Here is a 13298-nt window from a genome sequence, read left to right as displayed (position 1 = left end):
CAGCCATCGTAGCGCGGACTAGCTGCGGCGTCGTTGGCGGATCCGCTCCGTGTCCAGCACCAGGCCGTGGGAGGAGACGTACTCGGCAAATTGCTCGCCCATGTACGTCATGGCATTGCCCTCGGCCTCGGAGTACGGCGCGCCATCGGTGGGGTTGAGCAACTCGATCGCAGCGAGGGCGCGGCCGCCCAGCATGACCGGCGCAACGATGATGCTCTTGGCGCCGCCGAGCTGCTCGAAGCGCTCGACGAAGGCTTCCTGGCTGCCGGTGGCGTCGGGGATGACGATGGCGGCGCGCTTGCGCATGGCTGCGGAGAGCAACGGATCCGTGGGCGGATGGTGGCGCAGGATCATCTGCTGCGTGCCGCTGCCCACGGCCGCGACGATCACGTATTCACGCTTGTCGATGTCGTAGAAGTGCGCGAACGCGGCGCGAGATGGAATGTTCTCCAGTGCGAGCTGGAGGCAAAATTCGGAAGCCTCCAAGGTGTCGCGCGAGAAGTGCAGATCGTGCATCGCCTCGAAGAGCACGGCGATGAGCTCGTCCCCACGCACCCGTCCGCGCTGCAGCGAAACCGAGGGACGCGATGGACGGCCCGGCGTCGGAATGCGCAGGCCCGCCGAAGCGCGACCCGGATCGGACGATGGCGGCCCGTCGGCCTTGGCGGGAAACGTGGGCGCGGGCGCAGGTGTGCTTGCTGTCCCAGCGTCCGCTTGCGCGGCCGGTCCTGGAGCCCCAGGACCCGCTTGCGGGGCCGTTCCTGGAGGAGGTGGCTGCGAGGCGCGGCGAAGCGCTTCGCCAATGGCGAGGATCGCAGGCGACACGGCCGGTCCACCTTGTGAAGACGGCGGCGGTCCGACGTGCGAGGCCTCTTGGGTCGACGCAACGTTGAGCACCGGCGCGACGAGCACGGCGCCCTCGCTGCCGGGACTGAGCAGCGGAGCAAGCTGCGGCGGGATCGACTTCGCCGGCGCCGATGTCGCTGCAGGCGGGACCGAGGCTTCACGAGCGGGCGGCGCAGAGGGCACGGAGGCGCGAGCGACCGCTTGCGGCGCCGCACTGCCTTGCGAAAACGGAGCGAACGACACCGCGCTGGCGCTGCGCGGATAGACGACGGTCGGTTCTTGTCCCTTCCAATCTTTCCAGCTCAGGGTCGCGAGCGGCAAACGGGTGGGCCGGCCTTCGAACGCGTGATCGAAGACGGCGAGGTTCACGTACTTGCCTGGGCGCGAGCTGGCGAGAACGGCCTTGATGGTCAGAAACTGCGCACGAAGATACTTCTCGGCCTGCGCTTCGGTCGTGCCCTCGGGCATGACGTAGACGTCTTCGCGGTAGAGCAGCGGCGATTCGTCGGTGGGCTCTTGCTCGCGACGGTAGAGAACGTGCGGTTCCGAGCCATTCGCCGTCTCTCCCGAGACCGCGGGCTTCGTGCCCGCTTGCGGGTCCGTTTGGCGCATTTGAGGTTGTGAGGCTGTGGAAGGCACGGGAACAACACCTGTCGTCCCGTATCCGATGGTTTGCGTGCGGCCGTTGTTGCGAGGTGCCTCAGGAGCAGACACGCGCTCCGCTTGCGCGACGATGTTTCCTTCGCTCGAGAGCACCGCGGTGTCGGGCGCCTTTTTCACGACATAGCGAAGGCGTGCCGCCGGGTCGACGGCGCGGCATCCGCCATCGTCGGTCAGCTCGATGGAGAAGCCGGTGATGGGGGCATCTTCTTTTCGCAGGCCTCGGGCGCTTTGAAGGGCCTTTTGCCAGGAATCCGCCTCGACGCAGTACGACTGCGTGTCGACTTTCCCGATCGGCGTCACGTGAACGAAAAAGCGCATGATCGGCTCAAGGTAGACCGGCAAGGGGGATGACGCCGGACGTGAGAGAGTAGCTTTGGGCGGCTCGGGCGGTCAAACGCAAGCTCTCGGCTCTGGTGCTCGAGCTGCGTGTTTCATTCTGCGCGCAGGCCGTCGGCCGGGCGCAAATGTGCGGCATACAGGGCAGGAAACAGGGTGGATACGACGCAGATGACCATGGCGAAGACACCCGTGATGATGAATTCGTTCGGTCGAATGAGGACGGGGATGCGCGAGATGAAGTAAACCTTCGGGTCGAGCGGAAACTGGTACGCATCGAGGGCGCGGCACCCCGCATAGCCCAGAATCAACCCCAGGGTGGTCCCCACGAGGCCGATGATCGCTCCCTGGTAAAGAAAGACGCGCAGGATGGCATCGTCGCGCGCGCCAATGGCTTTGAGCAGTGCGATCTCTTTTTTCTTGTCCAGCACCACCATGATGATGGTCGCGATGACCGTGAAGGCCGCGACCACGATGATGAGGCCCAGCACGATGCTCATGCCGATCTGCTGAATGAGCAGCGCGGTGAAGAGACCGTGGTTGAGATCCATCCAGTCCATGGTGCGGTAGACGCTGTTGGCGAGCAGCGCGTCGATCTCCTTGCAGATCGCGTTGGCGCGCTCGATGTCGTCGACCTTCATCTCGAGGCCGTTCACGCTGTCGCCGTTGTCGTAGAAGGCCTGGGCCTCGTAAAGATCCGTGTAGACGAATTTGGCGTCGTACTGTTCGAAGCCCGCGTCGAAAATGGCGATGACGCGGAATTGTTTGGCCATGGCAGGCCGCGGCGCGGACATGCCCAGGGCGATGCCCACCGCCGGCGAGGTGACGGTGACGCACTCGCCGATGCCCGCGGCGAGCTGCTTGGACAGCGTCTTTCCGATGACCACGCCGGGCATGCGGGCGATTTGCTCGGGGCTCTTGCAGGGATCGGGGTCGAACTCCTCGGGCAGCACGTCGGAGTCGGGGAGTTGGCTCTTGTAGCCGCCCTCGGGGGTGAGATCCCGCGGTGGAAGAAGTTCGGCGGGTGCGGATTCCGACGGCTCTCTGTCTTGCTCGGGCGTCGTTCGAGCCGGTTTCCCTCCCGGCAGGATGTACCTCCGTTCGGGTGGGGTGGCACCCTGCCGGCGCATTCCTTGAAGACTGCCCTGGACGATGTGCTTGGGCAGGTCGAGCACCTTGGGCATCAGCGCGGGATCGACGCCCTTGAGCAGCACGCCCGTGGCGTTGCGATCGCCGCGGGTCATCATCATCTGGTTGATGACGAAGGGGTCGACGCCGACGACGCCGGGAATGCGCTCCACCTTGGCCATGACATCGCGGTACTCGCGAAAGTCGCCGCCCTTCATGACGAGGACGTGGGCATTGACGCCGAGAACCTTCTCGCGAAACTGCGCTTTGAAGCCACCGGTGACGCTCATCACGATGGCCAGGGCGGCCACGCCGAGCGTGACCCCCAGCATGGCGAAGGCGGTGCCCACGGAGACGAAGGCGCGCTTTTTCGCGCCCATGTAGCGAACGGCCAGTGAAAGGGGATAACCCACGCGCTACTCGGCTCGGAGCCCGTCGGCGGGCCGCAACCGCGCCGCATAGAGGGCAGGAAAGAGGGTGGCAAAGAGGCAGATGATGAGTGCCACGACGCCGGTGAGAATGAATTCGTTCGGCCGAATGAGAACCGGCAGGCGCGAGATGAAGTACACCTTCGGATCGAGGGGAAACCCGTACGCCGCGAGCGCCTTGCAGCCGCCGTAACCGAGGATCAACCCGAGGGTCGTCCCCACCAGGCCGATGATGCCGCCCTGGTAGAGAAAGACGCGCAGGATCGCATCGTCGCGCGCGCCGATGGCCTTGAGGAGCGCGATTTCCTTCTTTTTGTCGAGCACCACCATGATGAGGGTGGCGATGACCGTGAAGGCTGCGACCACGATGATGAGGCCGAGGACCACGCTCATGCCGATCTGCTGAATGAGCAGGGCGGTGAAGAGGCCGTGGTTCAGATCCATCCAGTCCATGGTGCGGTAGACGCTGTTGGCGAGGAGCTTGTCGATCTCCTTGCAGATGGCGCTCGCATGATCGATGTCGTCGACCTTCATCTCGATGCCGGTGACGCTGTCGCCTTGGTCGTAGAACGACTGCGCCTCGTACAGATCGGTGTAGACGAGCTTCGAGTCGTACTGATCGAACCCCGCCTCGAAGAGCGCGATGACGCGGAACTGTTTGGCCACCGGTGGGCGGGCGCTGGAGGCGCCGATGGCCATGCCGATGGTCGGCGAGGTCACCTCGACGCAGTCGCCGAGGCCGACGCCGAGCTGTTTGGCCAGTGTTTTTCCGATGACCACGCCGGGCATGCGGGCGATTTGCTCGGGGCTCTTGCAGGGATCGGGGTCGAACTCGTCGGGGAGTACGTCGGAGTCGGGGAGTTGGCTCTTGTAGCCGCCCTCGGGTTCCACGGCGCCGGTGGGGCCTGCCGAACCTGCGGGGGCTGCCGATGGCTCCCCCCCCTCCAATGGGCGTGATGGCGTCACTTCCGCCCCCTGCGGTGGGGGCTGTGCGAGCTTGGCGTCGTCCTTGGCGATTTCATCGCGGATCATGTCCAAGAACGGCTTGTTCACGGGGGCGCCGCCCGCGTCGAGATCCAGCACCGTGCTGGTATCGGCCGGGCCGGGCGAAGGCGCTTGCGATGCGCCGTCGCGGAAAAAGGGATCCACGCGCCGCTCTGGGGGCGCGGCACCCGGGCGCCGCATACCCTCGAGGCTTCCGGCGGTGATGTGCTTCGGCAAGTCGAGGACTTTGGGCATCAACTCGGGGTCGACCCCTTTGAGGAGAACGCCGGTTGCCGTGCGCTCGCCGTGGGTGACCATCATCGGGTTGATGATGAACGGATCGACGCCAATCACGCCTTTGACGTGCTCGACCTTCTGCATGACCTCGCGGTACTCGCGAAAATCGACGGAATATTTCAAGACGAGCACGTGGGCATTCACGCCAAGGACCTTCTCGCGAAACTGGTCCTTGAAGCCGCCCGTCACGCTCATCACGATGGAGAGTGCGGCGACCCCGAGCATGACACCGAGCATCGCGAAAGCCGTGCCCACCGAAATGAATGCGCGCTTCTTCGCGCCCATGTAACGGATGGCCAGTGAGAGAGGGTACCCCATCGTGCTCCTGGCGGTCCCTCCTAGCAAAAAAGTCGAACGTACGTGCCCGTATCCTTGCCTGATCTCTTCGGCCTGAAAGCACCTACGAAAAGGAAATCGTGGAAGACCCGAGTGAGAGATGGTACGACAGAAAAAATTCGGGCGCTCTTATAGGGGGAGTTCACTATCATTTGGTGGGCCTGAAGGGCCGCGCTATGGATCATCCGGGTAGACTAAGTGGTGAGCCGACCTTGGCCGTGGCAGAAGGGGGAGACGTGACGGCGGCGTCGGGCGCGCCTTCGAAAAAACCGGACCCGTTCGTTGGGAAGACGGTGGACGGTAAGTACTTCCTGGAGCGCGTGATCGGCGAAGGGGGAATGGGCGTCGTCTACCGTGGGCGCCACAAGGTCATCGACAAGAAAGTCGCATTGAAAATCTTGCGCGGCGACGTGGCGCGAGATGGTGAAATCACCGAGCGCTTTTTGCTCGAGGCGCGCGCCGCCTCCACGATTGGTAATCCGCATATCATCGATATTGCGGATTTCGGGACGCTGCCCGAGGGTCCGGCCTACATCGTGATGGAGTATCTGGACGGCATTAGCCTTTCAGAAGCCCTGAAACAACAGGGCCCGATGTCGCCGCCGCGTCTGGTTCACATCGCACGGCAGATTGCCCAAGGTCTCTCGGCGGCGCACAAAGCGGGCATCGTTCATCGCGATTTGAAGCCCGATAACGTCTTTTTGGTGACCCGCGGTCCCAATGCCGATTTCGTGAAAATTTTGGACTTTGGAATCGCCAAAGTCGGTACCGAGGCGTCGCGATTGACGCGAGCCGGTACGGTGTTCGGGACGCCCCATTACATGTCGCCGGAGCAGGCCTCGGGCGAAACGGTGGATGCGCGCACGGACGTTTATGCGCTGGGCATCATTCTTTACGAGCTGGCGTCGGGCAAGGTGCCCTTCGACGCCGACAACATGATGGGCATTCTCACGCAGCACATGTACCGGGCGCCCGCCCCGCTGCGCACCATCGTGCCGGAGTTTTGGCCGAGCCTCGACGCCATCATTTTGAAGCTGCTCGCGAAGCGCAGCGAGGCGCGTTACCAAACGATGGACGAGGTCATCCTCGACCTCGATGTGCTGGAGAAAAAGGGCTACCCGAAGGCCGCCGCCGAGTTGGCCGTCTCCGGCGTGGAGGGCTTCGAGACGCCTGCCGAATACTTCGGTTCGTCGGTGCCGCCGCCGCTGGCACCGCCCGCACCCTCGCGCGTGCCGCTGTACATCGCGGTGGCGATGATCACGACGGTGCTGCTCACGGTGATCATCGTCTTCATCGTGCGCCGTTTCGACTCGCGCGCCAATGCGGCGCGAGCCGTGCCATCGGTGGTTACCGGTCCCACGGAGAAATTCGTGGTGCTCATCACCGAGCCGCTCGATGCGCACGTGTCCCAAGATGGCGTCGATCTCGGGCCGCAGCCCATCGTGAAGCTGCGCGAAGGTGACAGCGTCACCGTGGAAGTGAGCCATGTCGGCTACAAGACGGAGCAGGTGACCTTGGACGGCTCCGAGGAAAAGCGCATCGTGCGCCTGGCTCCCTTGCCTCCCGAGGAACCGCCCGCGCCGCCGGCGAAGCCCGCGCCGATTGCGCAGCCAATCCGCCGCCCCACGCAGGCCGCCCCCTCGGGCTCGCCCGCATCGTCACGCCCCTCCGACGTGCTCGGCGATCCCTGGCGAAAGAAGTAGCGACGGCGAATCAGTCCCAGAGTCGGGTGCAATCATACGCCTCGAAAGAGGCGTCTGCGCTCACGAGCGTGAGGCTTTCCGCTGAAGCCTGTGCGACGAGTAGCCGATCGAACGGATCGCGATGGTGCCAGGGTAGCGAAGCGACGGCCATCGCGTGCTCTGGTTCGATGGGAAGAAGTTGCACGCTGTTCTTCAGGATGAATCGATCCACGACTTCGTCGAGATCGATGGGAAACTCAAGTTTGCCGAGGCTTATCTTGATGGCCATCTCCCAGATGCTCGCAATGCTGAAGAAGCGATCATTCTCTGGCTCGGCCAGTTGAGCACGAACACCAGACGGTAGGCGCATCGGCTCGTGGATGCCGAAGATGAGAACGTGAGTATCGAGCAGCAGTCTCACGTGTAACCCTCGAAGTCGTCGAGGGCGGCATCGAAGTCTTCCGCTACGAAACACTGGCCCTCGAGCCCTCCGAAAGCCATTCCTTGTCGAGGGGATCCATCCAACCGAATCGGGGTGCGCTGACCATTCTCGACGAGGACGACTTCAAGCTCTCCGCCGACCGCGCGCGCATACCTTTCCAGTGTCTCGAGTCGCGTCGTGCGCAAATCCCGATTCTCGAGTGCCGAGACGTCGGACTGGTGCATGCGGGCGCCTCGGGCCACCTCCGCCTGACTCTTGCGAGCGCGTTCGCGGAGCTGACGCAGTGTAAAGCCGGACATGCTCTATAGGCTAGCGCCTAAGTGGAGGGCCTGCAATTGGTCTAGATCTTACTAGAAGAATTGGTGTTGGCCTCTATTTGATGAGTTCGAAGCGCTGCGAGGTGGGGTTATAGCCGTAGCGCGCGGACGTGCGGCTCCAGGGGAGGACGAGGGGCTCGACGGGGCCGGGTTGTTCGTTGGGCCAGGGGTAGCTTTTCTCGGTCCAGCCGGTGGCCTTGCCGGGGCGCAGCTCGATGTCGATGCCCTTGCCTGCCTTGGCCGGGATGAATTGAAACTGGGCCTGCACGCGGTTTTGGCCTTGTTCACGTGCGGTCTCCACGGCGAAGAGGCGCGCGAATTTTCCGTCGCGCAGCTCGTAGACGAAAATGGCCTCGCTCGTGATCTCGGGTGTGGTGCCCTGGCGTGGGGCAATGCTGTGGATGCCGCGCACGATGACGTCGCGAATGTCGTCTCCATTGAGATCGCGCGCGGCCAGCTCTTTCACCGAGCCGGGGCTGGCGAATTGCGGCAGCGAGAGGTACGCGTACTGCGCGCCGGACTTGAAGCCGGGGCCATAGAACACGAGGTCGTTGCCCAGGAGCACGACGTTGACCGTGCCCTCGCGGAGATTCACCGTCGCTTGGCCCGTGGGCGCGAGATCGGCGGGCACGTTGTGCTCGCGGCGGTACACGTCGAGGAGATCGCGCTTTTCCGGGGTGGCGGCGCGCGCGTTTTGCGGGGCCTGCACGGCTTGCGTGGATGGCGCCGGCGGTGCGATAGCGGGCGGCGGCGTCTGCGCCTTCTGCGCGACCTCGTTCTTTTGCACGAACTTGCTCCCGTCGAAGCGGTACGTGCGCGAACGCACCGGGCCCCACGGCGTGAGAATCGGCTCCACCTCGGCGGGTTTCGTCGGAATCAGCGAGGTACCTGGGCCCGCGGCCGGGTCGACCGCAATTTCGATTTCGCGCTCGTGGACATGCACGCTGTTGGCGATCTTCGCGTTGCCCCGGGCGAGCTCGATTTCCTGGCCGAAAAGCGTGACCGGCTCGCCGCTCGGGGCGATCTGCCAGACCTCGAACCAATCGTGCGTCATGCCGCCTTGTTCGAAGTGCGAGCGCACGAGCAAGTCGTCCTTGCCCTCGCCGGTGATGTCGCGCGCATCGACCCGCACGACGGTGCGGCTGCCGAGGTCCCGATAGAAGAACTCTTTCCCGTCGCGGTAGCCTTGCCCCACGATGGTGAGGAAGTGCCCGAACACGGAGACGCGTTCGCGTTGTCCGTCGCCGAAAACGTCGGCGTACACGTCGATGGTCGGGCCTCGTGCCGCGAGACCGCGCGGCTTGAGCAACCCCGCCATCAGCGCTTGCTCCGGCTCCGTCGGCAGGGAGGGCAGGGCGGCGACATGCTCCACGTCGCCCGGCCCCGTCGCCAGGATCGTTGCTCCCTTCCCGTTGCCCTCTCCCGAGTCGTAATACGAGAGCACCCCGCGCAAGCCCACGCGAACCGCCCGCGCCTCGGGGAAGGTGCTCCACGGCACCACGGCCTCGAAGCTGTAGCCGCCACCCGCATGCGGTGCTTCGACGACCTTGGCTCCGGGCACGACCTCGCCGCGCTTCGGGCCAAAGGCAAAGAGCACACGCCCCGCCGTCTCACCGGGCTTGCCCGGGAAAAATGCGATCTCGTGCCCGCTCGGAATCCCACCCGGCCCCGGAATGGCGATGGCCAACGACGCGTGGTCCTTGCCCGAGACGAACTTCGCATCGTTCGTCTCACCTGCAATGTACACGTATTGATCGTCGTATTGCACGGCGCCCTGGAAGGTCAGCTCGCCCGCCGTTCCCTGCACCACCGTGCTTGCGGCCGTGCGTGCGGGCCACTCGCCCAGGATGCCGTCGAGCTTGATCTTCTTCTCCACGCGAAACGCCTCGAGGGCGCTGGCCAGTGGCGGTGCGGTCTCCTCGGTCGACCACATGCCGCCCTGACGCACGGCCGCATCGCCGATGGACACATCGCCTGCATTCGATCCACCGCCGGCCGTCGTGGGCGACTTCGCTTCTTGCGAGCTCGCCCCGCATCCCATCAACACCGCCACAATCGGCAGAATCAGGCCGCCATATGCTCCGCGCATGTTCTAACTCTCCGTGCTGCGCCGCGAGACGGGGCCGAGGGAGCGGCCGCCGATGCCGACCCGTTGGAGAAGCTTCATCAGCTCCACACCCGGCACGATGGATGCCGAGAGCAAAAGCAGAATGAGCCACTCCTCACCGGTCATCAGGTACGTGCGGAACACCGGACGCAACGCCGGAATGAACACCGACACCAAGTGGATCGCGCCGCTCAACAAGATGGCCAGTGCGAGCGGGCCGGCGATTTTCGGCTTGAGCGCCGCGATGGACGCCGTCGCCGAGCGGCAGCTCAGGGCATGAAAGAGGGGACTCAACGCCAACAGCGAGAACGCTGCCGCGCGTTCCTCCATCCGCGATGCGCCGCCGATGCCGTGCTCGAAGGGCCAGAAGTACGTCAGAAGGCCCATCCCGCCCATGAACAGACCGACGTAGATGATGCCCAGGTACTCGCGCGCGGTCAGTAGCCCCGTCGTCGTCTTGCGCGGAGGTTCGCTCATCTGCGTGGGATCCGGCGGGTCCACACCCAGCGCCAACGCCGGCAGGCCGTTGGTCACCAAGTTGATCCACAGGATCATCAGCGGCGTGAGCGGAGGCACGTCGAGGAACGACGCCACGAACACCGTCACCAGGAGCCCCGCGTTCGCCGACAACAAGAAGAAGATGAATTTCTGAATGTTGCGGTAAATCGCGCGCCCTTCGCGCACGGCTTCGACGATGGTGGCGAAGTTGTCATCCGCAATGACCATGTCCGCCGCCTGCCGCGCGACATCGGTCCCGTTCTTCCCCATGGCCACGCCGATGTGCGCTTCACGCAGCGCCGGCGCATCGTTCACGCCGTCGCCGGTCATCGCCACCACGTGCCCGCGATTCTTGAACGCGCGCACGATGCGCAGCTTTTGCTCCGCCGTCACGCGCGCGAATACGCGCACGTGCTCCACGCGCTTTTCGAGCTCCTCGGGCGACATCTTTTCCAGCTCGGCGCCGGTCAGCGCCAGCGCGCCCTCTTCCCAGAGCCCCAGCTCGCGCGCAATCGCGATTGCCGTCAGCTTGTGGTCGCCCGTGATCATCACCGCGCGCACTTGCGCGGTGGCGCATGCAGCCACTGCTTCCTTCACGCCTGCGCGCGGGGGATCGATCATCCCCACGAGCCCCACGAAGGTGAGCCCCTGCTCGAGATCGAGCACCTTGGGCACGAGTTCCGGCTCGGAGTCCTTGAACGACGGATCCGTTGCAGCCGTCCCGTCTTGCCCGTCGTGCCGCGTTCCAAGAATGCGCCGCGCCACCGCGAGCACGCGCAGCTGCTGGCTGCTCATGCGCTCCAGCTCTTTGACGATGCACTCGCGATCCTCCGCGGTCATCTCGCGCAGGCCGTCCTCGTCGTCGAAGTGCGTGCACAGCGGCAAGAGCACGTCCGCGCTGCCCTTGGTGTGAACCACCTCGCGCCCTTTGGCATCCAGGGTGAGAATGGTCATCCGCTTGCGATCGCTGTCGAAGGGCAGCTCCTTCAGCAACTGGTGCGAGGGAAGGATCGACTCCTTGGGCAGCCCGCCCTTCGCCGACAACGTCAGGAGCGCCGCCTCCGTGGGATCGCCCACCGCGCGCCAACTTCCCTCGTCGTCGATGTCGAGCTCCGCATTGTTGCACAATGCAACGATCTGCAGCAGATGCCGCAGCGGCTTGCTCGGCGTGTCCATGATGTCGCCGTCGTCGCCGACGATGCTCCCGCGCGGATCGTAGCCGACGCCCGTCACCTTGTAGGAACGGCGGCCGCTGTAAATCTTGGTGACGGTCATCTCGTTCTGCGTGAGCGTGCCCGTCTTGTCCGAGCAGATGACCGTGGCCGCGCCGAGCGTCTCCACCGCGGCGAGTTTGCGCACGATGGCGCCGCGCTTGGCCATGCGCTGCATGCCCAGGGCGAGCGTGATCGTCGTGATGGCCGGCAATCCCTCGGGAATTGCGGCCACCGCGAGGCTCACCGCCTCCAGGAGCAGCTCGTGCCAGTGGCGATCGCCCTTCCACATGCCGCGCGCGAAAAGCAGCACGCTGAGCGCGAGGCAGACGAGCAGGATCCGCTTTCCGAATTGATCCAGCTTGGCCTCGAGCGGCGTCGTGCGATCGCCACCCGCGCCGCGAATCAGCTCGGAGAGCTTGCCCAGCTCCGTGCGCGTGCCGGTGGCGACGACCACCGCGCGGCCTTTTCCGCGCACCACGTTGGAGCCGACGAAGAGCATGTTCGCGCGATCGCCCAGCGGCGCATCGGCGGGCACCTGCTCGCGCGCGTCCTTGCCCACGGGCACGGATTCGCCGGTGAGCGCCGATTCCTCGGTGGCGAGGTTGATCGTCTGCAGGAGCCGCGCATCGGCGGGCACCGCATCGCCCGCCTCCACCTCGAGCACGTCGCCAGCGACCAACTCCGCGGCGCTGAGCATGACGACTTTGTCGTCGCGCCGCACGCGCGCCGACGGCGTTTGCATCTTCTGCAGCGCATCCAGCGCGGCCTCGGCGCGTTGCTCTTGGTAATAACCGAGCACCGCGTTCAATGCGACGATGAGAAAAATGGCGATGGCGTCGCCGAACCGGACCAAAAAGGGCCCGGTCTTGTCTTGCGTTGCACCGTTGATCAGCGCAATGACCGCGGCGGCCAACAGCGTGAGGACGATGGGGTTGGCAAACTGATTGAAAAATCGTTTGAGCGCGCTCGGCTTGGGCGGAGGAGGCAGCTCGTTTCGCCCGTCGCGCTCGAGGCGCGCGCGCGCCTCGGCCTGGGTGAGACCCCGCGCGGGATCGCACGAAAGGCGTTCGAGAATCTTGTCGACCGGTTCGTCGCTACCCGGCGTGGAGGTTGCGCTCACACGTGCTCCTTTGGGTGGTTCGCATCATGGCGCTCAGTGTCCTGCCTTCCGTTGTTGTGCCCCTTGCTGCTCGGCCTCCAGCTCTTCGAGCGCCGCGGCGAGCTCCTCTTCCTCGCGCGTCGTCCCGCTGGTCGCGGGCGCTGCATCGAGCGGTGCCTCGACCCGCGCTTGCACGGGTTCGGGCGCCGCCACCGGCGCTGGTTCCGCCGGGGCGAGGCCCATCTTGCGCTTGAGCGCGAGCAGCTCCTCGTCGGCACCCGCCGTCTTTTCCAGATGCGCAAACTGCGAGGCCAGCACGTCGCCCGTGTACTCTTCCTGGATCTCCGCGCCCGCCTCGGCCTCGGCCTCCAATTGATCGATCTTGTTCGACATGCGCTCGAACGTCTCGAACGCGCTCTGATCGCGCAGGCCGCTCATCGTCTCCTGGATGGCTCGCTGCGCCTCCGCGCGCTTCTTTCGCGCGATGAGCACGTTCTTCTTGCGCTTCGCCTCCTCGATCTTGTCGTTGAGCATGCGCAGCGCGCGCTTGAGCGACTCGACGGCCGTCTTTTGCTTCGTCCACTGGTCCTTGAACGTGGCCGCGAGTTGGTCGTGCTCCTTCTTGCGCGCGAGGGCTTCCTTCGCCAGCTCCTCGTTGCCCGCGCGCAGTGCCATCATCGCCCGGCGCTCCCACTCGGTGGCGTTGGCCGCTTCTTGTTCGTGCTGTTTCGCGAGACGCTTCTCGTCCGCGATCGACGCGGCCACTTGCTTCTTGGCCTCGACGAGTTGCGTGTTCATGTCCAAAACGACCTGGTTCAGCATCTTCTCGGGGTCTTCCGATTTGCTGATCAGATCGTTCAGGTTGGATTTGATGAGCTGCGCGAGACGGCTGAAAATACCCATGGGCGATCTCTCTTGAAC

General features: G+C 64.8%; 9 protein-coding genes. 1 reads left to right on the top strand and 8 read right to left on the bottom strand.

Going from position 1 to position 13298, the window contains the following annotated elements; all coding sequences use genetic code 11:
- Nucleotides 1-18: 18 nt before the first annotated feature.
- The 3 genes from LZC95_36520 to LZC95_36510 form a co-directional block, all read right to left on the bottom strand.
- Nucleotides 19-1827: a GAF domain-containing protein gene (locus LZC95_36520; GenBank protein ID WXA91943.1), complete on the bottom strand. Its 1809-nt coding sequence runs from the start codon at nucleotides 1825-1827 to the stop codon at nucleotides 19-21.
- 113 nt (nucleotides 1828-1940) lie between these two features.
- A complete protein-coding gene (locus tag LZC95_36515) occupies nucleotides 1941-3386 on the bottom strand; it encodes an ABC transporter permease (GenBank protein ID WXA91942.1) in 1446 nt (481 codons plus the stop codon).
- 3 nt (nucleotides 3387-3389) lie between these two features.
- The gene (locus LZC95_36510; GenBank protein WXA91941.1) at nucleotides 3390-5000 is read right to left on the bottom strand and encodes an ABC transporter permease; all 1611 of its coding nucleotides are present in this window, start codon (nucleotides 4998-5000) and stop codon (nucleotides 3390-3392) included.
- A 236-nt stretch (nucleotides 5001-5236) separates the two neighbouring features.
- On the opposite strand from LZC95_36510, the gene LZC95_36505 reads away from it, so the two are divergent.
- Entirely contained in the window at nucleotides 5237-6721 is a 1485-nt protein-coding gene (locus LZC95_36505) for a serine/threonine protein kinase (GenBank protein WXB00250.1), read from the top strand.
- A 10-nt stretch (nucleotides 6722-6731) separates the two neighbouring features.
- Here the strand turns inward: LZC95_36505 and LZC95_36500 are convergent, their stop codons facing one another.
- The 5 genes from LZC95_36500 to LZC95_36480 form a co-directional block, all read right to left on the bottom strand.
- Nucleotides 6732-7121 (bottom strand): type II toxin-antitoxin system VapC family toxin, encoded by a 390-nt coding sequence (locus LZC95_36500; GenBank protein WXA91940.1) that lies wholly within the window; start codon nucleotides 7119-7121, stop codon nucleotides 6732-6734.
- A complete protein-coding gene (locus LZC95_36495) occupies nucleotides 7118-7441 on the bottom strand; it encodes a helix-turn-helix domain-containing protein (GenBank protein WXA91939.1) in 324 nt (107 codons plus the stop codon). The genes LZC95_36500 and LZC95_36495 overlap by 4 nt, the downstream gene beginning before the upstream one ends.
- Nucleotides 7442-7514: 73 nt before the next feature.
- A complete protein-coding gene (locus tag LZC95_36490) occupies nucleotides 7515-9548 on the bottom strand; it encodes a hypothetical protein (protein ID WXA91938.1) in 2034 nt (677 codons plus the stop codon).
- A gap of 3 nt (nucleotides 9549-9551) precedes the next feature.
- Nucleotides 9552-12398, bottom strand: coding sequence for a cation-translocating P-type ATPase (locus LZC95_36485; protein WXA91937.1), 2847 nt, complete (start codon nucleotides 12396-12398; stop codon nucleotides 9552-9554).
- Nucleotides 12399-12431: 33 nt separating this feature from the next.
- A complete protein-coding gene (locus tag LZC95_36480) occupies nucleotides 12432-13280 on the bottom strand; it encodes a PspA/IM30 family protein (protein WXA91936.1) in 849 nt (282 codons plus the stop codon).
- Nucleotides 13281-13298: the final 18 nt, after the last annotated feature.

The sequence above is a fragment of the Sorangiineae bacterium MSr12523 genome, from assembly GCA_037157775.1.
Taxonomy (GTDB): Bacteria; Myxococcota_A; Polyangia; order Polyangiales; family Polyangiaceae; genus Pendulispora; species Pendulispora brunnea.
Note: the sequence above shows the minus strand (reverse complement) of the source record. Positions and strands in the feature narration are given on the sequence as shown.